This is a genomic window from Fictibacillus norfolkensis, from assembly GCF_014836645.1.
In the GTDB taxonomy this organism is placed as follows: domain Bacteria; phylum Bacillota; class Bacilli; order Bacillales; family Fictibacillaceae; genus Fictibacillus; species Fictibacillus norfolkensis.
In genome coordinates, this window is record NZ_JACSQM010000002.1 from 429,783 (window position 1) to 450,868 (window position 21,086).

At 40.2% G+C, this 21,086-nt stretch carries 22 protein-coding genes; 6 read left to right on the top strand and 16 right to left on the bottom strand.

The window, feature by feature from the left end; genetic code table 11:
• Positions 1-80: 80 nt before the first annotated feature.
• The 4 genes from H9648_RS06580 to H9648_RS06595 all read right to left on the bottom strand — a co-directional run bounded on the left by H9648_RS06580 (position 81) and on the right by H9648_RS06595 (position 2,824).
• Positions 81-743, bottom strand: a complete 663-nt coding sequence (locus tag H9648_RS06580; protein ID WP_191753084.1) for a type 1 glutamine amidotransferase domain-containing protein — start codon at positions 741-743, stop codon at positions 81-83.
• 271 nt (positions 744-1,014) lie between these two features.
• The gene (locus tag H9648_RS06585) at positions 1,015-1,860 is read right to left on the bottom strand and encodes an aldo/keto reductase (protein ID WP_191753085.1); all 846 of its coding nucleotides are present in this window, start codon (positions 1,858-1,860) and stop codon (positions 1,015-1,017) included.
• Positions 1,861-1,914: 54 nt separating this feature from the next.
• Positions 1,915-2,316 (bottom strand): HIT family protein, encoded by a 402-nt coding sequence (locus H9648_RS06590; RefSeq protein ID WP_191753086.1) that lies wholly within the window; start codon positions 2,314-2,316, stop codon positions 1,915-1,917.
• Position 2,317: 1 nt separating this feature from the next.
• On the bottom strand, positions 2,318-2,824 hold the full coding sequence (locus H9648_RS06595; protein WP_191753087.1) for an NUDIX hydrolase: 507 nt from the start codon (positions 2,822-2,824) through the stop codon (positions 2,318-2,320).
• Positions 2,825-3,017: 193 nt separating this feature from the next.
• Here H9648_RS06595 and H9648_RS06600 point away from each other — a divergent pair, with 193 nt between their 5' ends.
• Together H9648_RS06600 and H9648_RS06605 are read left to right on the top strand one after the other, a co-directional pair.
• A complete protein-coding gene (locus H9648_RS06600) occupies positions 3,018-3,254 on the top strand; it encodes a transporter suffix domain-containing protein (RefSeq protein ID WP_191753088.1) in 237 nt (78 codons plus the stop codon).
• A 61-nt stretch (positions 3,255-3,315) separates the two neighbouring features.
• Positions 3,316-3,486: a hypothetical protein gene (locus H9648_RS06605; RefSeq protein WP_191753089.1), complete on the top strand. Its 171-nt coding sequence runs from the start codon at positions 3,316-3,318 to the stop codon at positions 3,484-3,486.
• Between the two features lie 10 nt (positions 3,487-3,496).
• On the opposite strand, the gene H9648_RS06610 is transcribed toward H9648_RS06605, so the two are convergent.
• Both H9648_RS06610 and H9648_RS06615 read right to left on the bottom strand, forming a co-directional pair.
• A complete protein-coding gene (locus H9648_RS06610; RefSeq protein ID WP_191753090.1) occupies positions 3,497-4,069 on the bottom strand; it encodes an MFS transporter in 573 nt (190 codons plus the stop codon).
• The gene (locus H9648_RS06615) at positions 4,066-5,490 is read right to left on the bottom strand and encodes an FAD-binding oxidoreductase (RefSeq protein ID WP_191753091.1); all 1,425 of its coding nucleotides are present in this window, start codon (positions 5,488-5,490) and stop codon (positions 4,066-4,068) included. Before H9648_RS06615 ends, H9648_RS06610 begins: the two co-directional genes overlap by 4 nt.
• A gap of 199 nt (positions 5,491-5,689) precedes the next feature.
• On the opposite strand from H9648_RS06615, the gene H9648_RS06620 reads away from it, so the two are divergent.
• Positions 5,690-5,950 carry a hypothetical protein gene (locus H9648_RS06620; RefSeq protein ID WP_191753092.1) on the top strand — a complete coding sequence of 87 codons (261 nt, stop codon included), beginning with the start codon at positions 5,690-5,692 and terminating at the stop codon, positions 5,948-5,950.
• A 53-nt stretch (positions 5,951-6,003) separates the two neighbouring features.
• Here the strand turns inward: H9648_RS06620 and H9648_RS06625 are convergent, their stop codons facing one another.
• Positions 6,004-7,200 (bottom strand): M20 family metallopeptidase, encoded by a 1,197-nt coding sequence (locus tag H9648_RS06625; RefSeq protein WP_191753093.1) that lies wholly within the window; start codon positions 7,198-7,200, stop codon positions 6,004-6,006.
• Between the two features lie 22 nt (positions 7,201-7,222).
• Entirely contained in the window at positions 7,223-8,791 is a 1,569-nt protein-coding gene (locus tag H9648_RS06630; RefSeq protein ID WP_191753094.1) for an AbgT family transporter, read from the bottom strand.
• A gap of 266 nt (positions 8,792-9,057) precedes the next feature.
• On the opposite strand from H9648_RS06630, the gene H9648_RS06635 reads away from it, so the two are divergent.
• A complete protein-coding gene (locus H9648_RS06635) occupies positions 9,058-9,699 on the top strand; it encodes a class I SAM-dependent methyltransferase (protein WP_191753095.1) in 642 nt (213 codons plus the stop codon).
• Between the two features lie 118 nt (positions 9,700-9,817).
• Here H9648_RS06635 and H9648_RS06640 read toward each other — a convergent pair whose 3' ends face one another.
• Complete coding sequence (locus H9648_RS06640) at positions 9,818-10,339, bottom strand: GNAT family N-acetyltransferase (RefSeq protein WP_191753096.1); 522 nt, start codon at positions 10,337-10,339, stop codon at positions 9,818-9,820.
• Positions 10,340-10,496: 157 nt separating this feature from the next.
• Here H9648_RS06640 and H9648_RS06645 point away from each other — a divergent pair, with 157 nt between their 5' ends.
• On the top strand, positions 10,497-11,153 hold the full coding sequence (locus H9648_RS06645) for a class I SAM-dependent methyltransferase (RefSeq protein ID WP_404825661.1): 657 nt from the start codon (positions 10,497-10,499) through the stop codon (positions 11,151-11,153).
• A gap of 213 nt (positions 11,154-11,366) precedes the next feature.
• Here the strand turns inward: H9648_RS06645 and H9648_RS06650 are convergent, their stop codons facing one another.
• From H9648_RS06650 to H9648_RS06660, 3 genes are all read right to left on the bottom strand, one after another.
• Positions 11,367-13,658: an ATP-dependent DNA helicase gene (locus H9648_RS06650; RefSeq protein WP_191753098.1), complete on the bottom strand. Its 2,292-nt coding sequence runs from the start codon at positions 13,656-13,658 to the stop codon at positions 11,367-11,369.
• Positions 13,659-14,271: 613 nt separating this feature from the next.
• The gene (gene mscL, locus H9648_RS06655; RefSeq protein ID WP_191753099.1) at positions 14,272-14,733 is read right to left on the bottom strand and encodes a large conductance mechanosensitive channel protein MscL; all 462 of its coding nucleotides are present in this window, start codon (positions 14,731-14,733) and stop codon (positions 14,272-14,274) included.
• Positions 14,734-14,806: 73 nt separating this feature from the next.
• On the bottom strand, positions 14,807-15,352 hold the full coding sequence (locus H9648_RS06660; RefSeq protein ID WP_191753100.1) for a 2'-5' RNA ligase family protein: 546 nt from the start codon (positions 15,350-15,352) through the stop codon (positions 14,807-14,809).
• A 203-nt stretch (positions 15,353-15,555) separates the two neighbouring features.
• On the opposite strand from H9648_RS06660, the gene H9648_RS06665 reads away from it, so the two are divergent.
• Positions 15,556-15,672, top strand: a complete 117-nt coding sequence (locus H9648_RS06665) for a YjcZ family sporulation protein (RefSeq protein WP_082861289.1) — start codon at positions 15,556-15,558, stop codon at positions 15,670-15,672.
• Between the two features lie 655 nt (positions 15,673-16,327).
• Here H9648_RS06665 and H9648_RS06670 read toward each other — a convergent pair.
• Genes H9648_RS06670 through H9648_RS06685 form a run of 4 tightly spaced genes read right to left on the bottom strand, consistent with a single transcriptional unit; the run spans position 16,328 to position 21,083 of the window.
• Positions 16,328-17,602 (bottom strand): homoserine dehydrogenase, encoded by a 1,275-nt coding sequence (locus tag H9648_RS06670; RefSeq protein WP_191753101.1) that lies wholly within the window; start codon positions 17,600-17,602, stop codon positions 16,328-16,330.
• Positions 17,589-18,686 carry a homoserine O-acetyltransferase MetX gene (gene metX, locus H9648_RS06675; protein ID WP_318243493.1) on the bottom strand — a complete coding sequence of 366 codons (1,098 nt, stop codon included), beginning with the start codon at positions 18,684-18,686 and terminating at the stop codon, positions 17,589-17,591. The genes H9648_RS06670 and metX overlap by 14 nt, the downstream gene beginning before the upstream one ends.
• Complete coding sequence (acsA, locus tag H9648_RS06680; RefSeq protein WP_191753102.1) at positions 18,664-20,355, bottom strand: acetate--CoA ligase; 1,692 nt, start codon at positions 20,353-20,355, stop codon at positions 18,664-18,666. The genes metX and acsA overlap by 23 nt, the downstream gene beginning before the upstream one ends.
• The gene (locus H9648_RS06685) at positions 20,352-21,083 is read right to left on the bottom strand and encodes an ABC transporter ATP-binding protein (RefSeq protein WP_191753103.1); all 732 of its coding nucleotides are present in this window, start codon (positions 21,081-21,083) and stop codon (positions 20,352-20,354) included. Before H9648_RS06685 ends, acsA begins: the two co-directional genes overlap by 4 nt.
• Positions 21,084-21,086: the final 3 nt, after the last annotated feature.

The following is a 21,086-nucleotide window of genomic DNA, read 5'->3' on the forward strand; positions in this document are numbered from 1 at the left end:
TTAATTCTTTTTAAAGATGGTTCATTGATAATGAATCAAAAAAAAACGATCAGCTCTAGGCTGATCGCTTCAATCATCTTTTATTGTTTATCTAACACATCAATCATGCGAAGAGCTACACTTCTACTTGATTGAGGATTCTGTCCTGTAACAAGTGTGCCATCAGTTACGGCGAAATCTTCCCATTTTCCTGCTCGTTGAAACTCTGCTCCAAGTTCGCGAAGCTTTGTTTCGAGTAAGAACGGTACTTCTTTCGTCAATTGCATCTCTTCTTCCTCTTCATCCGTAAATGCTGTAACCGTTTTTCCTTTTACGATAGGTGTACCGTCTTTAAGCGTTGCCGTTGTAAGCCCAGCAGGTCCGTGACAGACACTTCCGATCACTTTATTAGTTTGTGCCATCTGACTTACTACTTCTTTTAATGCCTCGCTCTTCGGAAAATCAAAAACGGTACCATGACCGCCCGGTAGATAGATCGCATCATAGCTCACCGCGTCATCAGCACTTAATTCTGTCGTGCCTTCTAGCTGTGCCAGTGCTTCTTTATACGTTTCTTTATCCACACCTTCTAAGCTGTTCGGATCAAGCGGAACATCTCCACCTTTGATACTTTTTACAGTAATGTCATATCCTTTTTCACGAAATTCGTTGAAAGGAACCGCAAACTCCTCTAACCAGAGCCCCGTCTTGTTATTCCCAATGTTTTGATGGTTCGTTACGACGATCAATACTCGTTTTGTCATTGTTACACTCCCTTTCATTACATTACGTTTATCATTTTTCCCGAATCTAATGATTTAAAACACGATAAAATATAGAAGGGAGCGAATTTAACGGTGGATTTGTCGAAAAGCCTATAAACTGATTTTCAGGGCCTATAAAATTTTTCGAAGGACCATACATTCATCATTAGGGACTATAAATTATTATGAAGGCCTATAAATATTTGTTTAAGGCCTATAAGTACGAATACACAAAAAAGCCTTCCTAACAACAGGAAGACTTTCACTCATTTTATTTAAACTGTTGATAAAACTCCAGATCATCGGGGTCTGCACCGTTACGTTTGTCTTGATTTAGTGCAGAGATACGCCTCATATCCTCATTTGATAATTCAAAGTCAAAGAGTTTGATATTTTCTTCGATCCTATGCTGCGTTACCGATTTAGGTATCGTAACCACACCGTTTTGAAGATCCCACCGTAAAATGATTTGAGCAACTGATTTTTTGTATTTATCAGCAAGTTCTACCAAAGTTGGTTCCTCAAAGATCTCTCCTTTTAAAAGAGGTCTCCATGCTTCTAATTGGATACCCTGCTCTTTACAGAACGCTAACAGTTTTTCCTGAGACAAGCGAGGATGATATTCCACTTGGTTCACCATTGGTTTAATCTCTGCTTCTCTCATTAGATCTTCTAGATGATGCTGTTTGAAGTTGCTGACACCGATCGCTTTAGCTCTTCCCTCATTATAAATTTTCTCTAGTGCTTTCCATGTTTCTTTATACTTTTCTGGCACTGGCCAGTGGATTAGGTATAGATCCACATAATCTAACCCTAGTCTTTCTAGACTGGCATCAAAGGCTGCTAAGGTTTTTTCGTAGCCTTGGTCAGTGTTCCAAACTTTTGTTGTAATAAAAATTTCTTCTCTTGGGACGTTTGATTCAGCGATCGCCTGACCGACACCCGTTTCATTGTCATATAAACTTGCCGTATCAATGCTTCGATAACCTGCATCGAGCGCCCACTTTATGGACTGGATGACTTCATCACCATCTTCAGCTTTGTAGACTCCTAGCCCGACCCATGGCATTTGAACACCATTATGTAGAACGGCACGATCATGAATACTGCTTGGCATAATGAATCCCTCCTTTTTCACATTGTGGCACAAACTTTATAAAAGTTAAAAACATTACACTCTTTGAAGTTTATCTGCTGTTTCTGCTAAACGTTCAGAAGCATTATCTAAGATCGTAGATTCACTCCACGTGAATCCATCGTTTTCATATCTTGGAATCACATGCATATGAAAGTGAGTAAGATCACTAAACTTTCCACCATTTTGGTTGATCGTAATTCCATCAGGGTTAAAACTGTTCTCTAGCTTCTTCGATATGAATTTTGCTGCATCCATCACAGCCTTCGTTTCTTCATTCGTTAGCTCAGTCAATTCCTTCACATGTCTTTTCGGAAGTATTAACGTGTGTCCTTCGTTAAAAGGATCAATATCTAGAAAACATGTCACCCACTCATCTTCATAAACCGTATGTATGGGTAAAACTTTATTCGCTAGTTCACATCCTAAACAACTCATCCTAGATCCATCCTTTCAGCCTGGCCAATAATAATCCGTGTGCAAGTTCACTATCTTTCCAAAGTCCCTGCTCTAGATTACGAAATGCTCGATCTACAGGAATGTGAAAGGCTTGAATGGTCGCTTCTTGTTTCTCTAGCATTTGAGATCTGTATTCTACAATATCGTTTGTAAAATAAACATGCGTAACCGTATTACTCAAACATGCACTAGGCTGGATACTTCCTAAGAAAACCGTTTCTCCACATACGATGCCCGTTTCTTCGAGCAGTTCCCGTTTTGCCGCTTCCATCGCATCTTCATTTTCGTTCATTCCACCACCTGGTAGTTGAATGATAACTTCATCAACTGCAGCTCGATATTGGCTGATCAATATGAGAGAATCGTTCTCTAGAGCCACCATTACGGCGGCTTCATAAGGAATCTCTTTTAGCGTGATACTTCCAAATTCATCCTCGAACACTTCAGTCTCTTTATCTCTACTCTGATATACAAGTTCTTTTTCCAAGATTACCCCACCCTTTTACACCAGTTCTTTCTTAACATTATCCAAACTTGGAAACATTTTCAACTATGAGGTTATTGGCAATCACATCCAGTCAATAATTTTTAATTAGTAGAAATTATTGATAGAATAATGAGATGGGAACTTTATCTCGTTTCTTTCGTATTACGTCTAACTAGCTACGGAGGAGATTGCATTGAAAAAGAAAATCGGGATAACTTTTATTATACTTTCGTTCGTTCTGTGGATTCTAATACCGGTCATACCTTTCTTATCGTTTAGTGCAGGCGTTAAAACAGCCATCGTCAGTGGATTATTTATCGGCGGAGAAGTTTTCTTCTGGCTCGGTGCGTTATTAGCAGGAAAAGATATTGTAAAAAACTTCATTCAAAAGTATTGGAGAAGAGGCAAAAAAGACGACAATCCCTCATAAAAGATTTGACGACGAATGAGTATCTAGTTAAAGTTGCAGAATCATTATAGTAGGTGAAAAAATGGAAGAACTTCTTCTAGGCTTTATTTACACATTCTTGATCGTAATCACGTTTGAAACATTGTTTACTAGAATACTAAATAATGGCATGAAGCATTCAGCCAAAAGAATTGTTGTTCTTGCACTCCAGTGCTTGATCATCACTTGGATTCTTTATCAAATGTACACATAAAGCCCGTCAGCTATAGCTGTACAGGCTTTTTTCGTTGAATCCTAAGTGGAATGGCTGCTGACTTTAGAATGAGAAAGCCAGAGATCATGTATAGAATTGATGCGATGTAGAACAAGCTTCCGATCGTCAAGAAATCGATGAGATACCCTGTTAACATAACAGCGATCGCCCCCCATACACTTGTCCAAAGGTGATAGCTTCCTATCTTTTTCCCAGCCTGCACGCTGTTCGACTGCCTAGCCAAAACCGTTTTCTCCGAAGTTTTTTGTATTGCACCTAGAATACCCATTACAATTTGGACGAGATACAGAGCAGTTACTGTTTCAATAATTGGTATAATCAGCATGATTCCAGCCATACCCCATGTATGTAAAAGAATGAAAGTTCGGTCACCTAATTGATCTGAAAGTCTGCCAATTATAGGATGAACAAGTGCGCCAGTCAGTGCAAAAAGTCCGTATGCTAAACCGAACTGCGAGTAGCTGTCACCGATGTTACGAATGAGAAGCAGATAGAAGGGAAAGACCATCGAGCTTGCTGTCATTAAAAGGCTTTGTGCTGTTACAAATGTACGATAATTCATTGTGCATACACCTCATAAAAAAGATTTTTGAACCGCTCTTCAGGATCGAGCTCCCGCTTTTTCTGAAAGAACTCATCGATACGGGGATATGCTTGTTTTAGTTGTTTCTTTGTCGGATATGAATAATAAGGTAAGTAATAGCTTCCATCGTGATCTAGCGTTACGTCAATCATCTTCTGAATGATTTTCTCTGTTTTTCTTATCTCTTTTTCAGAACGGCCTTGATTGATCAATAGCACAAGAGCAAACATATCATCCTTCGCATAAGACAACACGGCATCCTCATCATGCCCGACGTACCGAATCGTAATATTTAATAGGTTCAGATCCTCTTTTTCTAACACCTTTCTCAAATCGTCAATATAAGAAGCAAACTCATCAACAGGTACAAAATATTCTTGCAGTACTTCTGTTCGATTGGCGTTTTCATATTCCATGAACGTACTATCTGATCTCATTACATTATTTCTTGATTGGTAGCTGCCATTGCTATTTTGAAAGTGTTTCTTTTGAGTCTCCCAAAATACATCTTTTCCCCAATTACTATAACGAGACATGCCTAACATAAACTTTGGAAGTGCGACTTTTTCTTCTTCATTTAACGTTGAGAATCTAGTTAACTTCTTTTGATTATCTGCTAATATATAGTCCGTTACATACATTTCTTTTAAAAAGGTCTTAGGTGCTACAGATAAGCGAGCAAGGTGCATCTTAACCTTCTCATCGCTCTTAACTCTCTTCTTAAAATGCTCTTCGTATGCTTTGTAATCCATTGTGGATATGCGTTGTTCATACAGTTCATCCTCAGCCAATTGCAATGTGACATCGAGTATGACACCAAAAAGACCGTAACCGCCTATTACATATGAAAAATATTCACTGTTCTCATCACGACTCACAGAAATAATCTCTCCATCTGGTTTTAACAAGCGAAAAGAATCTACAGTATCGATCAGAGAACCATATCTGATATCCCGTCCGTGAACGTTAACACTAAGGGCGCCACCAACAGTAAATATATTTTGTGACTGCATAACTTGAATGGATAGACCGTATGGATTAATCTTCTTCTGAATATCAGCCCACGTTACACCACTTTGAACCGTTATCGTTTTTTCTTTTGGGTTGAAGTCCAGGATCTCGTTATAACTTTTCATATCAAGCAGCGTTCCATTTGGATAGACTGTATGCCCACCCTGACTATGTTGCATCCCAGCAATTGAGATCGTCTTTTCTTTTCTCACCCAATTCTGAAGCTCCTCAGTAGATTGCATGCTCTTGACTTCTTTCATCCTTGTGGGCAAAAGCTTTCCCGCATCTTCTATGACGACTGTTTTCTGTTGAAGTGAATGGATAGAGGTACTCGTATAAAAAGCGATCCCATATAATGAGATTCCAATTAACAGATATTTTCCTTTCATTACTTCACCTCTTTTTATAAAAGTGTAATTTTACACATTTATTATAAAATGAAACATACTAGAATGACAATATGTTTTTAAAGAAGTCCTTTTGGTTTTTTTAAAAGAAAAGAATTTAGACGCTTCTTCATCATAAAAATGGTGATTCGTACAAGCACTCTTTCAAGCATTTCATATAGTAATAGTGGGGGTGATACGATTGGGTAAAAAAAGAAAAGAACTATTAGAAGCATTGAATTCTCTAGGTGCGAACGGCACAGAGACAGAAGCTGAAGTGACTACTGAAAACGGTGCTGAAGGTGGTACTGTTGAAACTTTACGCTCTCTTTTAGGTGATGGTCTAAAACGTAAGAAATCTAAGAAAGTTCCTGCTGTAAAGTCTAAAAAGTCTTCAAAGAAATGCAAGAAATCTAATGGAAATGTTCCTTGTGAAACTGCTCCTGACAGATGTTGGGAATAATCTAGATATAAAAAAGCTCCCTCGCATAAGGGAGCTTTTTCATGAGCGTACTCTTAACTCAAAACTTTTGTTGAAACTTTTTGTTTTAAATACGTAAGCGTTGCAGCTCCTAATAGACTGGCTGCAATCAATAAAGCATCTTCATTGATCTTGAACTTCGGATGGTGATGCGGAAATACTTCTTCCCACGAATCATCAAGAGCTCCTGTGAAAAAGAACGTGCCTGGCACTCGCTCTAAGTAGTAGGAGTAATCTTCTCCCCCCATCTGCGGTTCAATTTCTTCAAGTTCGATAACTCCTGGAACTTTTCTTGCTACATCCACTACAAACTCTGTATCGTCTTTATGGTTTACTACTGCCGGATATCCACGTTTGAATACATATTCATAGGAAGCATCTGATGCAAGACATGTACCTTTTGCAATGCGGTCGATCTCTTGCTCGATGGCAACTCGTACTTCTTCCTTAAATGTTCGAACTGTTCCTGTTAGCTTTGCTGTATCTGCAATAACGTTGAATGCATTCTTCGCTTCAAACGCACCTACCGATACAACTGCTGCATCTAGTGGATTAACTCTGCGGCTCACGATTTGCTGTAGGTTTGACACAAGCTGCGCTCCAATAACAATGCTGTCTTTTGTTTTATGAGGCTGAGCACCATGACCACCTTTACCTTGTACTTTGATTGTGAACGAATCGGCAGCAGCCATGACGGGACCTGTTCGATAACCAATCGTTCCTGTTGGCATCGTTGCCCAGAGATGTGTTCCGTAGATTACGTCCACACCATCAAGACAGCCATCTTCGATCATCGCAATAGCTCCACCAGGGGCGAGTTCCTCGGCATGTTGATGGATAAATACGATCGTCCCTTCCACTTCGTCCTTCAGTTCTGTTAGAACTTTTGCAAGTACGAGTAGCGATGCTGTGTGACCGTCATGCCCGCATGCATGCATAACACCAGGTACTTTGGATTTGTATGGAGAATCATTTTCTTCCTGAATCGGAAGCGCATCAAAATCTGCTCGAAGTGCCACTGTTTTACCAGGCTTTCCACCCTTTAACTTTGCGACAACACCTCGCCCACCGACTCCCGTTCGAACCTCTAAACCTAACGCCTCATGATACGTTGCAATAAAAGCTGGTGTTTCAACTTCTTCAAATGACAGTTCAGGATTTTGGTGAAGATGTCTGCGAATCTCCACCATTTCATCTTGATAGTTTGCCAAACGGCTAAATAATTGTTCCATTCCTGTTCACTCCTCTTATTATCTACATTTTTATATATTCGCCAGGTCCTAGTGGAAGTCCTAGCACATACCAGATAGCAAATAAAATACACCAAAAAATCGTATAAGCGATCGTATAAGGAAGCAATGAGGATATTAAGGTTCCCATCCCCATACTCTTATCAAACTTTTTCGCAAAAGTTAGCAGAATAGCGAAGTAGGCAAGCATCGGAGTGATCGTATTCGTGATCGAGTCCCCGATCCGATAGGCCATTTGTGTAAATGCTGGACTATAATCTAAAGCCATGAACATCGGAACGAATACAGGTCCTAAAATAGCCCATTTTGCTGATGAACTAGCGATGAGTAAGTTTACTAGCGCTGTGAAAAGAATGAATGCGATCAATAATGGAAGTCCTGTAAATCCTGAATCCTTTAAAAAGTCAGCACCTGTTATCGCGATGATCGAACCTAAGTTACTCCAACTAAAATAAGCGATCATCTGGGCTGCAATAAAAGCAAGCACGATATAGTACCCCATACCGCTCATCGCTTTTGTTAAATGTTCAGCTACGTCTTTATCGTTTTTTAAGACCTTAGATCCAAATCCATAAGCGATTGCTGGAATAAAGAAGAAAAGAAGCATGATTGGAACCAAGGAATCCATAAACGGAGAATCAATAAGCTCACCTGTTTTCGCATGACGAAGCATAGCGCCTTTTGGAACGGTCACAAGTAGAATGATAGTTGTATAGATGAAAAGAGAGATCGTTGCCCACTTTAATCCTCTTCTCTCTTCAGAAGTTAGAGCTTGTTTCTTCACTTCAAGATCATCAGGAACTTGGTATTCTCCGAGACGGGGTTCTACAATCTTTGTCGTTACCCAAACGGCTACTGGTAATAACACAAAGGTTGAGGCCAGCATGAAGTAGTAATTCATAGCAGGATTTGCTGTATACGTTTTGTCTTGAAGATGAGCTGCTGACTCTGTGAAACCAGCAAGCATTACGTCGAGCATACTAATAATGATATTTGCACTAAATCCGCCAGCAACTGCTGCATAAGCTGCTGCAAGGCCAGCAATTGGATGACGGCCAAGAGTGAGAAACACCATTGCTGCTACGGGAGGAAGGACGATTAAAGCAGCATCAGCAGCTGCGTTTCCTACGATTCCAATAAAGATGATAATCGGTAGAATAAGTGCTTTTGGTGAGGCTAACACGACTCTTCGCATAAATGCCGATATCAACCCTGTTGATTCAGCCAGACCTACGCCTAGCATAACAACGAGCACGAGACCGAGTGGGGGGAAGTTCACAAAGTTACTGACAAGTTCACTCAGCATTCGTATAATTCCTTCTTCGTTCAGAAGATTGACTGCTGTAATTTTTTCATTATTGGCCGGATTCACAGCACTCCATCCTGCTACTCCTGCTATGAATGAACCTAGTAAGATAACGGCCGTGATGATAACAAACAAAGTAAGAACATCCGGAAGTTTATTTCCGTTCTTCTCTACCCAGTCCAACGCTTTATGAAAAAAATTCTTTTTGCTGTTACCTGGATCTGGTGAATTTGGTGAAGGTACTGCTTTTAATGCTGAACGTGCCATGGATATCCTCCCTTTGTTATGAATTTTCAGAAATATAAATTTCTTCACATTCTACCGTCTCTATCATTCGGTTACAAGGGGTCATTTAGAACGCTACTTTTGTACTAGATAAGTTCTCACATAAGGCATTAGGAAGATGTAAGGGCTTTCCTTAGCGGCATATTCTTTCACTACCAAATTTACTAGATTCCATACTTTCGCTATAATGAATACATTATTTTGCTTTTGAACATCGATTTTCAGATAAAGATAAGGGAGAGAACACCATGGATCTTTTATTAAAAGAAAGTCTGAAAGCAAGCTACAACGAGCAAGCAGATTCACGGGATCAATCAGAGATTCAGAGTTGGAAAACCGACGAACTAAACACTTTTATTGCGGCTCTTACATCTCATTCAAAGAATCACCAACCTACCGTTCTTGATATTGGAGCAGGATCAGGTCAGCACGGAAAATACTTATCTCAACATCACATGGATGTGACGTGTATTGATCTCTCTCCTAACATGGTAGAAACGTGCCGGGCAAAAGGTTTAAAAGCAGAAATGATGGATTACTACACACTACATTTTGATGCTGAATCTTTTGATGCAGTATGGGCGATGAATACGCTTCTTCACGTTCCTAAGGTCAGCCTGCCTGCTGTTCTTAAAAACATTCATACCGTTCTCGCTCAAGATGGACTGTTTTACATGGGTGTTTATGGAGGGAAAGATTCTGAGGGCGTGTGGCAAGAAGACTCGTATATTCCGAAGCGGTTCTTCTCGTTTTATACAGATGAAGATTTACTTGAAGTGGTAGCTCCTCTATTCGATGTACTGGATTTCCACATTGTTTCAGAAGCTGGACGAGGTATCGGTATGAACTTTCAATCCTTGCTTTTACGTAAGAAAGTGATCGTAGATTAATTACAGTGTTGCTTAGAAAGATCGTTTGCTTGGTTAAGTGGATTAAAGCGCAAGGTGGAAGAAGAATGCTAACTGATCGTTCGTTCAAATAAAAAAAGCTCCTCTGTTTGAGGGGCTTTTAAATTTCTCGCATATATCGAAAGGACACGTGTTTTTTGCTTCCTTCACTCCTTTTTTCTGACTGTTTGACAAACCCCTTTGCTTCGTAAAAAGGTATGGCTTTTTCGTTACCTTTTTGTGCGGATAGCCATTGTTCTTTAATACCTATATTCTTCTGATAGTCTGTGTAATAGTTCAACAGTTTTGACCCAATCCCTCTGTTTCTCTTGTTCGGATCCATGTAGAACACAAAGTTCTCACCTCTTTGCTCACTAATCGTCCCACCGCCGATCGCACCTACCACTTCTCCATTTTCTTTCGCCACAAAGTATCCGTGCCAGCTTTCATTGAACTCAGTTACTTCGTTTAGTATTCTGTCTTCGTTATAATACTCTTTAATCACATCATTTACATACTTCTCATCTTCTAAATACCCATATGTTGCCCGCCAACCTTCAGAGCAAACTCGGGCTATTCCTTTAACTTCTTCGGGACCCGCTTTCTTGAACGTTAAACCTTCTGATACTACGATTTTAACCATTTTTTCACCCCTCTTTTTCCTTCTAAACACCCCTATTATAGCCCATTTTTGGTAAAATAGAGGTATTACAGCTCAGTCAGTCATAGCTCATTTTAAAATGAGAAAGGCGGATGGTCATTTGACAAGTTTGATTACAAAAAATGAAGATGTTTTTAACATGCTAGATTCTCTTTTACGTGATGAGGGAGCGTTCTGGAACTCTTTTTATGAAGACAGAAAAAAGAAAGTTCCTTTTTTTGTGGACGCACCCGATGAAAATCTCGTGGAATATATCGAACGTGGTCTGCTTAAGCCTGGCCGTGTGTTAGAACTTGGGTGTGGTCCTGGCCGAAATGCGATCTTCTTAGCGCAGTGTGGGTTTGAAGTAGATGCTGTTGACCTCTCTAGCGAAGGGCTGGAATGGGCTCGAGAACGCGCTATGGAGAAAGGCGTCGATGTGAAATTTATACAAGGAAGTATCTTTGAGATGGATCTACCTCACAAGGAGTATGATCTTATTTATGATTCTGGTTGTTTTCATCATGTGCCTCCTCATCGCCGTGTGAGTTATTTACATCTTTTAAACAACTGTTTAAAAGTTGGCGGGCATTTTGCTATAACGTGTTTTGATGCTGTCGGCATGGGGCTCGATATTCCTGATATGGACGTGTACAAAGGCCGCTCGATGCAAGGAGGATTAGGTTACACGTTTGAGCGGATGCGGGAGGTTTTCTCTGACTTTGAAGAGGTTGAGTTACGAAAGATGAATGAAATCTCACAACCAGCAGATACTTTCGGTTTGCCATTTTTAAATGCAGGTTTGTTTAGAAAATAAATGATAAACACTTGGAGTCTCATCTCCAAGTGTTTTTTAATGGCTTAAAATGTGTGTGAAGATTGCTTGTGGCTCGTTTATAGGCCCTAGTTTTTAATTTATGGGCCTTCAGAAAATTTTATGGGCCTTCAAATCTATTTATGGGTCTTCAAATCATTTTATAGGCCTTCAAAATCTTTTATAGGCTTTTCGACAAAACACACTCAACACTACTTACAGAAACGAGCGATCCAACACCATAAATTCCCGCCACTCTTCCGGCAGCATCTCCACATACTTTCTTGTTAGAAAACGATCATCTACTAAAACGAGCGTACCTCGATCTTCTTCTGATCGGATAACCCGACCACCTGCCTGCAGTACCTTATTCATTCCAGGGTACACATAAGCGAAATCGTAACCATTCTTTCCCGCTCGCTGAAAATAATCCTTCATCGTATCGCGTTCTAACCCTACTTGAGGCAAACCAACACCGATGATGACAGCACCTGTAAGTTTATCTCCTTTTAGATCTATTCCTTCAGAAAAGATGCCGCCCATGACAGCGAGCCCGACAAGCGATTTCTCACCTACAGATTCATAATGAGCTAAAAAGGTCTCTCGCTCTTCTTCTTTCATAGCAGGATGCTGAACGATAAGGGTAAAGGCTTGATCTTCTTCTAACATTCGTTCATATATATCTGTCATATAACGATAGGATGGAAAAAAAACAAGATAGTTTCCCGGTCTGTTTACGACCAAGTCCTTGATCATACCAACAATCGGATCTATCGTTTTCTCACGGTCTCTAAAGCGCGTAGACAGGGGCTGAACAAACACATCCAGCTGTTCTTTTTCATAAGGAGAAGGCATCCGGATGATATAATCGTCCTCCTCTCCTCCAAGCATTTCTCGAAAATACGACAGCGGTGAGAGTGTTGCCGAAAAATAAATACGTGAGCCATATTTTTTTCCGGTTTGAAAAAGAAGCTGAGAAGGGTCCATACAAAAAAGGCGAACTTTGACTTCACTTTTAAACGTGGAAATGAAGGTTACGAATCGTTCATCGTAAAATTGTGAAATCTTCACCCATTGCAGCGCTTCAAAAAAAGTCTCTAATAGTTGTTCGCTGCTATCCCCACTGGCTAATAGCTGCTCTGCCTGTATTAAGAAAGCTTCTAAACTCTCAAGTAGTTTTTCCTGCAATTCAATGACAGCAACATCTTTATCTTCATGTTCTTTTTTTATCAAAAGAAGTTCCTGGTTAACGGCTTTTGCCGTATTCCAAACCCCATCATGCTTCCCCTTAAAATCACGTGCAAGTTGTAAGAATGAAGATTTCATAATCTCAGCTGAATACATGCCGCGTGCTCTGTCTACAAGATTGTGTGCTTCATCCATAAGAAGAACCGTACGCTTCTTTTGCTCTTCAAATAAACGCTTGAACGAGACCCTCGGATCAAAAACATAATTATAATCACAGATTACACTGTCTGATGCATAAGCAAGATCCACAGAGAACTCGAACGGACAAACTTTGTGCTTTTGTGCGTATCGCGAGATGACTTCACGATCCATCACCGTCTCATTTTTCAAGATATCAAGAACAGCTCCATTAATCCTGTCAAAATATCCATCAGCAAACTCACAGTAAGAGGGTTCACAACGAGTCTCTTCTTTAAAGCAAACTTTGTCTTTAGCAGTGATGGTCGTGCTTTGCAGAAACAAGCCCTTCTCTTTCATCAACAAGAGTGCTTCTTCTGCATTCTTTCGGTTCAGTGTTTTGGCTGTTAAATAAAAAATCTTTTCTGCTTTTTCTTCGCCGATCGCTTTGACGGCTGGAAACAGAGTAGAGATGGTTTTTCCTGTCCCAGTCGGTGCGTTTGCAAACAACGTCTTCTTATCCATGATCGTTTTATAGATAGCACCAGCAAAGTTACGCTGGCCGTTTCGGTATGAAGGAAATGGAAAAGCTAGATCTCGTATACTGATATTCCTTTTTTGCTGATTTTCTAGACGCAGCTCAGCGAATGGTGAATAGGTCTTTATAAGTTGAAGCATGAAATCCTCAAGCTCTGTAAATGTAACTTCTTTCTGAAATTTCTTCTGCTCGCCAGAATCAACATGAACATATGTAAGCTGTACCGTAACTCTATCTATCTCTTCTTTTTCCATGTATATATAAGCATAGACTTTCGCTTGAGCCCAATGCACAGGATATGTTTCGTCTGTTATTTCACTCAAGTTTCGCGCAGTTGATTTGATCTCATCGATTGTAACGGTATCATTACGCAAAAGAAGACCATCACATCGACCTTCTATCCAATATTCAAGATTTTCATAAAGGTAGCTCGTTTGGAGAAATACTTCTGCAAAATCGCTCTCTTCATACGTTTTTTGTATCGTTTGATGAGCTTTTGTTCCTTCCACTAGGGATGAGGTGGATTTGAAGCCAGATTCAATACTTCCTGAACGGTATACATATTCGACTAAAGACCGTACAGAGATTTTAACAGTATCTATCATGGTTTCACCTGCCCTTCTTTCTCAACCTTCTATGTAAGAATTGTAGCACAACTGCTTCATTAAACTTTGTGGTTTATCATTATATGGACGATACAAAAAACAGCCCCCTTACTCTACTCTGGAGGGCACTGAAAAAGTCCTTAAAAAATTGAACGCGGGGATCTCCGCTCCAGGGTACATGCTTTCCGCGGGGCGGGCGGTGAGCCCCTGCCGCTAAGCGCCTTTAGTGGTCTCACCTGTCCCACTCGTCCCGCAGGAGTCAGTACCCTTCCGCTACAATCCCTATATGTTAGATAAAAAAGAATCAAACCAGCCGTTTTCAGAGGGTTAGATTCTTTTGTCTGTGTAATAAAAAAAATCAAATACGTGTGGGTGATATCGGATGATTCAAAAACAACCCGAACTCAAACACCGACACGGGTATGATGTGGCATCATCTTCTGGTCTCTTTGGCATTTAATTACAGGGTGCAGTCACAATATTTGCGGTAAATATAAAATGAAATAAAAAGGATAAAGCAAGGTCAAAAAACAAGGGCTTCGCAAGTAATTTCCATGCGAAGCCCTTGTTGAAAAAAAAACCAGTTAAATTCAACTGGTTTTTCAGTGCCCCCTTACTCGGAGGACTGCCTCACTACAGCATCATCATTTAAATCTGCCGTACAGCTTTGACATTTAACGGCTCTTAATGGAATCGTAGACAAACAATATTTGCATTCTTTTGTATCAGGCGCCTTTACTTCTTCTTTCTTTTTAATACGATTGATCTGCTTTACTACTAAAAATATGACTAACGCAATGATAAAAAAGTTGATTAGCGTGTTAATAAATAGTCCATAATTAAGTGTCGCTGCTCCCGCCTTTTGGGCATCTGCTAATGTGGAATAGTCACCTTTGCCTAAATTTATATAAAGATTGCTGAAATCCACTTTACCAAGTAATAATCCAATCGGAGGCATGATCACATCTTCAACGAGTGAAGTAACGATTTTACTGAAAGCTGCTCCGATAATCACACCGATGGCAAGATCGATCACGTTGCCACGCATGATAAATGTTTTAAATTCGTTCCACATGTACCCTAATTCCTTTCTGTATGACTAGTATATGTATAACCATACAGCATCTACTTTCAAACGTCATCCGATATCAATTTACATCATCTTTTTTCAGTTTCACAGTTAGAATATCTTTCACATCTGTACATACATCAGCTTCATACGTCAGTTGAATAAGTGCAACACTGTCAATCGTTGCATAAAAAGGCTCTAAATTTCTTGTGGAATAATCAAACGCCTTCACTAAGTCTTCATGTGTTAGGTCCATTACAAGCGTGCAATGAGGCACCCAGTGAGCCGGAATGTATAGAGATTGCTGGTTTATTTCGTTCTTAAACTGTTCATGATAGCGCTGATGAAAATCTGTCAGCACGCTGTTTTTAGTCGGTGCTGCATATAATGTTCCGCTGTTTAAGAATATCGCTAGAGATGGAAAGAAAAGAGGCACAGCAGCGATATCGTTAAAATAGTCTTTAAACTTTTTTTTGAAAGACTCAATCTCAACCTCGTGATGTGTGCCAAGAGTTACATGAGGCCGCATACCATGACCATTGATTCCCTCTTTTACAAGTCCATTCCTTAGATCGTCTATCTTCTGTTCAGTTTCACTGTTTAAATAAGCAATTACACCGTACATGTTATCAGCTCCAAATATGTTTTGTTCACTAGTCGATAATCTTTGTTCGTTTAGTGTAATTATACAATAAACCACATTTTGGTAAATGGATTTCTCCTGAAAATAAGGCTTCCGCTCTTGTCCCGAAAAAATGGGCTAATTCCGCCCAAACCTTTAACTTGTACCTATAATATTCTGTCATTGTAAAGAAGGAGGTGGGTTAAATGGGATATCAGTCTTACGGAAATAGCTTCGCTTTAATCGTAGTTCTATTTATCTTGTTAATCATCGTTGGGTGCTGTTGGTGCGGTGGTTACGGTGGCGGACACGGCTGGTGCTAATCAGTTCATTTCCTGAGTGGAAATCGTTCTGATCCATCAGATGTGATCAATTGCGTTAAAACCTTTTGCTCTAACAACCCCTCGTATGAAAACAGATAGAGAGAACCTAGAGAGAGAAAAATAGAGAGAGAAAAGACCTGCGCTTATTAGAGTGCAGGTCTTTATATGTATGAATACAAGAAAACTTTCGCCCTATTGTAACTACTACTTTAGTTCTCTAGTATAACTATAAACACATATTACAAATTAATAGCATTAAATTAATATTTTTCCATCAATGACTACTTCTTCTGATGGAGAATTGATTGGTGAATTCACTGTAATAAACGAGGGTTATTATGAAGAGGAGTAAATAAGAACGGATAATCGACGTATAACTGTATTTATGAAAGAGACATAATTCGGTTTTGTATTTTATGTGGTGAACACCCAAAATTATATTCACGTTATTTTGAATATATTCACGTTATTTTGAATATATTCACGTTATTTCGTTTTTTTTCACGTTAATTGCAGTAATTTCACGTTAGTTGAGATCACCCTATTAAATGCTCGCCCCAAACAAAACCCACACACTAAAAAAACATTGCAGGAGCCACTCTGCAATGTTCGTCTAATCCTTCTAATCCACTTGATGAAGCAAACTTCTTTTATCCTATAGATTGATTACTTTCTTCAGAAGCAAATCCTTTTGCTCAGCCCTGCCCTCTGCCTTCTTCAATTTCCCTGCTACTTCATAAACAACAAGGTCTCTATTTTCCTCTAACAAAAGAGCTGTACTCACCTGGCACTCAATCAGCAGATAGACGAGATCACCTTTTACTTCTTGCTTTAAAATTTCTACCTCATCTGCTCCATGAAATCCTTCAGAAGAGCCAATGACAACATATTCTCCAACTAACGTCGAGTTTGTATCTTCAGTACTTCCTTCTTCTGAAATAGAAGCTGAATTTTTCTTTCTTCGTAAAGAATGAGGCTGCAGGACATAAGTCAAGTCTTCAACCATGGCGCTTGCTGTTGGAAGTTTTCCTGCTCCTGCTCCTTGAACCGTAACTTTTCCTGCTAGACTCGTCTCTACCATAATCGCATTTTGAACATCTTCCACCCCATATAATGGATAATCAGCATCGACCAACATGGGTTTTACAGATGAAATGAATTGGTCGCGGTCACGGCGGATCCGCGCCAAATGCTTCACCTTATATCCCCAGTCTTTAAACACAGAGATTTGCTCAGCAGTTACTTCTGTTATCCCTTTTCGTTCTACGTCCTCCCATTTCGGCGTCTCACCAAACGACAACTCGCTAAGAATCATTAATTTATAAAAAGCGTCATAACCTTCTATATCACTTGCGGGGTCAGCTTCTGCATAACCTAGTTTCTGTGCAGACTTTAATACTTCATGAAACGGAAGACCTTTTTCCCTCATATTCGTTAAAATGAAGTTGGATGTGCCGTTTAATATCGCTTCGACTGAGTAGATCTCGTTGACTTGAAGAAGCTGCGAGATGCTCCGAATGATCGGTGTTCCACCTGCTGTTGTCGCTTCATAACCAACATAACGATCTAGAGCTTCCGCCTTATCAAGCAATGTTCTTCCATGTCTCGCAAACATGACTTTGTTCGCAGTAATTACATGACATCCTTTATCAAGAGCGCGGCTTAAGTAAGTGAAGCCAGGCTCTTCTCCCACTATTGCTTCAAATACGACCTCTAGTCCATCAATATTGAGGATTTCATCAAAGTCAGTAGTTATTAATACATGATCATCGACTTCACGTTTTTTCGATCCATCTTTTACTAAAATTCCTTCGATTACAACTTCCTCACCGAGCACGGCTTGAAGCTGTTCTCGATGCGTTTTCAGCGCTTCATATACACCTTGGCCAACTGTTCCAAAACCTAGCAGCGCCGCTTTAATAGGTGCCATATTGCAGCCTCCCTTCTTGTCTCAATGCTTCTCTCACATGTGGTCCCCATTTTTCAAATTCCACTAAAAACCCATCATGACCAAAGTCTGTTTCTATAGAATAGTAGGTTCCGAATCTAGTATGTTTTATGAAATTCTCAATCACTTCTGGTGGATATAGAAGATCTCCTTCATAACCAAACGCATATACTTCAGCTTGAATTTGTGATGCTGCCCTCTCCCAGCCACCAAGTTTATCCCCGATATCAAAGGCGTTCATCGCGTATAGAAGAGATACATAGCTTTCCACATCAAATCGTTTAGTCAATTTTTCCCCTTGATACGTAAGGTAAGAATCTACTTGAAAGAACGGCTTACCTTCATCATCTTTTTCTTTGATCTCTCTATTGAATCTCTCATTAAATAATTTAGGTTGACGATACGTTAATAGCCCAGCCATACGTGCGATCTCCAAACCTGCTAATCTCTGTTCGCTTCTATAGTTACCACTCTTATACACAGGATCATTTTCGATCGCATGAAGAGCAAGTCTATTAAAAGCCACACCATAATCACTTAAGAAGGGAGTTGCCGCAAAGATAAATACTTTTTCTGAAAAATATGGAAACTGCACAGCCCATTCAAGTGCCTGCATACCGCCGAGTGATCCTCCCATGACCGCAAGAAGTCTCGGGATCCCTAAAATGCTAAGTGCTTGTCGCTGTGCGCGAACCATATCTCTTACCGTTACAAAAGGAAATGACTTTCCATAGTTTTCTCCTGTTTCAGGATTCGTACTTGCTGGACCTGTTGAACCGCTGCATCCCCCGAGCACATTAAATGTAATGACTTGAAACTGGTTTGTGTCGATATATTGATCAGGACCAACTAACCCACGCCACCAACCTGGATCTTCTTCTGATCCGTAAGCATACTGATTTCCAGTTAACGCGTGGCAGAGTAAAACCACGGGACCTTTTGCGTTGCCTGTTTTCTCAAAAGCTAATTCCGCATTGGGGATCACTTTTCCTGACTCTAGAGCAAAGTCACCGATCTTAACCTTCCCTATCTTTCTTGACGCATCAAGCAAGTTTTTGTAATTCACGGGCTTTCAGCTCTCTTCGCAATATTTTTCCGCTGATCTTTGTTTTTGGGAGTTCTTCTACGATCTCAATCTCACGAGGTGCAGCATGTGCAGCTAATTCTCCTCTAACAAAGATACGGATTTCATCCAAAAGCTCTTTACTCTCACTATATCCATCTTTTAAAACGATGAAGGCTTTCACGATCTCTCCTCGTATGGGATCTGGCTTGCCGATTACTCCTGCTTCGGCAACTGCTTTGTGCTCGATCAGTTTGCTTTCAACTTCAAAAGGTCCAATTCGTTCTCCTGAAGAGTTGATCATGTCATCTGAACGTCCTTGGAAAAAGATATAATCATCTTCGTCTTTTATAGCAAGATCACCTGATACATACCACTCGCCCCAGCTAAAATACGAATCATATTTTTCAGCGTTCTGCCAAACTTCTCTCATGATTGCCGGCCATGGTGCTTTGATCGCCAAATGACCTACAGCATAAGGAGGCAGTTCATTCCCTTCTTCATCCAATACCGTCGCGGTTATGCCAGGAAATGCTTTTCCCATAGACCCAGGCTTAATCGGCTCTGTTGGAAGGTTCACAATAAGCTGTGCACCGGTTTCCGTCATCCACCACGTATCATGAATTCTTTTTCCAAGCACGTTCTGTCCCCAATAGATCACTTCGGGATTCAATGGCTCGCCTACACTTAATATGTGGCGAAGCTTAGAGAAATCATAGTGTTCGGGAAGCTCATTCCCTTTTGCCATCAACATACGAAAGGCTGTTGGCGCACTATACCATACGGTCACACCTGTTTTTTGCAGAGTTTCGTACCACGTTTCTGCTTTAAATCGTCCACCGTGCACGACAATGGTAGCTCCGTTTAATAATGGAGCAAAAACGCCATACACCGTTCCTGTCACCCATCCAGGATGCGCCGTGCACCAATACACATCATCTTCTTGAATATCCAAAACCCATCTGCCTGTAAGATATTGCTGAACCAACGCTCGATGAGCATGGATGATCCCTTTAGGTTTTCCAGTAGAACCAGAAGTGTAGTGGATGTTCAGACCATGTTCAGGGTCTACCCACTCTATCTGACTCTCAGTGTTCTCCACACTCTTCAACTCTTTTTGAAGAGAGATTTCCCCGTTTTCTCCTTCACCATCTGTTAAAAAGACCGTATGAAGACTTGGGAGATCTTCTCTTGGTACACGCTGAAACAACTCTTCATCTGTAATCAAGAACGTTCCTTCACAGTCACTGATTCGGTCTCTTACTGCATCCGACATGAATGCCTCAAATAACGGACCCACTATAGCTCCAAGCTTAATGGCAGCTAACATCGCGATATGACAATGATGGTGTTTTGGCAAGAAAACAAAAATAAAATCTCCGCTCTTTACTCCATGCTTTTTTAAAACCGCCGCCCACTGATCTGTCGTTTTCTTTAGTTCTCTATAATTCATTTTTATTTCTTGTGAATCGTCTATATAATGAAGAGCTGTTTTTTCACCTCTTCCTTCTTCAACATGACGATCTACACATTCATAGGCCATATTCGTCTTACCATCACTTCGTCTATTGAATCTTTCGGTAAAAGTTTCCCAAGAAAATGCAGTATTCCTTTGATCTTCTGAAATATTATGTGTTCCTTCGACTGGGTGAATGGTGGCTAGTTTTGTCATTGATGTTCACCTGCTGCTTTCTTTTCAACGTTTAATAGATGTAAGATGTGAGCTTTTTGTTTAGAGAGATAACCGTCTCCACGGGTTCTCGGTCTTTGTTTTTCAATTGAAACTTCGCTATACACTTCACCTGGCTGACCTTTTAAGACAAAGATCCGGTCACATAAATAAAGAGCTTCATCAATATCGTGAGTTATTAAAATCATTGTCGTTTTCTTTTTTTGCCATATGGATAATAGAAGATCTTGAAGCTGCATTTTGGTAAAAGCATCTAACGCACTGAATGGTTCGTCTAGTAATAGAATTTCCGGTTCCGTAATAAGCGCTCTTGCAATTGCTGTACGCTGTGCCATCCCCCCTGATAAATCTTTCGGGTAATGGTTTTCAAAACCCGTTAATCCTACTAGATCTAAATACGTTTTGTATTTTTCCGTGTTTCTCTCCTCTTTTTCAAGCCCGAATGAAATGTTCTTTTTTACAGACAACCACGGCAGAAGGCGAGGTTCCTGAAACATCATACCGATCTGATTATTCGATCCGTTTTCTATTGAAATCGTCCCTTCATACTGTTGATCGAGCCCTGATAACACGCGAAGCAATGTACTTTTTCCACAGCCGCTCGTTCCTAGAACTCCGATTATCTCCCCTTCCTTTACAGAAAGATTGATATCTTGAAACCCGGCCGTGTCATGATTAAACGTACGTTTTAACCGACTCACATTCAGCATTTG

Bases quoted from the DNA above. Each gene is read 5' to 3' on its own strand.
- H9648_RS06580 (WP_191753084.1), bottom strand. From the start codon at position 743: ATGACAAAACGAGTATTGATCGTCGTAACGAACCATCAAAACATTGGG.
- H9648_RS06585 (WP_191753085.1), bottom strand. From the start codon at position 1,860: ATGCCAAGCAGTATTCATGATCGTGCCGTTCTACATAATGGTGTTCAA.
- H9648_RS06590 (WP_191753086.1), bottom strand. From the start codon at position 2,316: ATGAGTTGTTTAGGATGTGAACTAGCGAATAAAGTTTTACCCATACAT.
- H9648_RS06605 (WP_191753089.1), top strand. From the start codon at position 3,316: ATGGAAGAACTTCTTCTAGGCTTTATTTACACATTCTTGATCGTAATC.
- H9648_RS06610 (WP_191753090.1), bottom strand. From the start codon at position 4,069: ATGAATTATCGTACATTTGTAACAGCACAAAGCCTTTTAATGACAGCA.
- H9648_RS06615 (WP_191753091.1), bottom strand. From the start codon at position 5,490: ATGAAAGGAAAATATCTGTTAATTGGAATCTCATTATATGGGATCGCT.
- H9648_RS06625 (WP_191753093.1), bottom strand. From the start codon at position 7,200: ATGGAACAATTATTTAGCCGTTTGGCAAACTATCAAGATGAAATGGTG.
- H9648_RS06630 (WP_191753094.1), bottom strand. From the start codon at position 8,791: ATGGCACGTTCAGCATTAAAAGCAGTACCTTCACCAAATTCACCAGAT.
- H9648_RS06635 (WP_191753095.1), top strand. From the start codon at position 9,058: ATGGATCTTTTATTAAAAGAAAGTCTGAAAGCAAGCTACAACGAGCAA.
- H9648_RS06640 (WP_191753096.1), bottom strand. From the start codon at position 10,339: ATGGTTAAAATCGTAGTATCAGAAGGTTTAACGTTCAAGAAAGCGGGT.
- H9648_RS06645 (WP_404825661.1), top strand. From the start codon at position 10,497: ATGCTAGATTCTCTTTTACGTGATGAGGGAGCGTTCTGGAACTCTTTT.
- H9648_RS06650 (WP_191753098.1), bottom strand. From the start codon at position 13,658: ATGATAGATACTGTTAAAATCTCTGTACGGTCTTTAGTCGAATATGTA.
- mscL (WP_191753099.1), bottom strand. From the start codon at position 14,733: ATGTGGAACGAATTTAAAACATTTATCATGCGTGGCAACGTGATCGAT.
- H9648_RS06660 (WP_191753100.1), bottom strand. From the start codon at position 15,352: ATGTACGGTGTAATTGCTTATTTAAACAGTGAAACTGAACAGAAGATA.
- H9648_RS06665 (WP_082861289.1), top strand. From the start codon at position 15,556: ATGGGATATCAGTCTTACGGAAATAGCTTCGCTTTAATCGTAGTTCTA.
- H9648_RS06670 (WP_191753101.1), bottom strand. From the start codon at position 17,602: ATGGCACCTATTAAAGCGGCGCTGCTAGGTTTTGGAACAGTTGGCCAA.
- acsA (WP_191753102.1), bottom strand. From the start codon at position 20,355: ATGACAAAACTAGCCACCATTCACCCAGTCGAAGGAACACATAATATT.
- H9648_RS06685 (WP_191753103.1), bottom strand. From the start codon at position 21,083: ATGCTGAATGTGAGTCGGTTAAAACGTACGTTTAATCATGACACGGCC.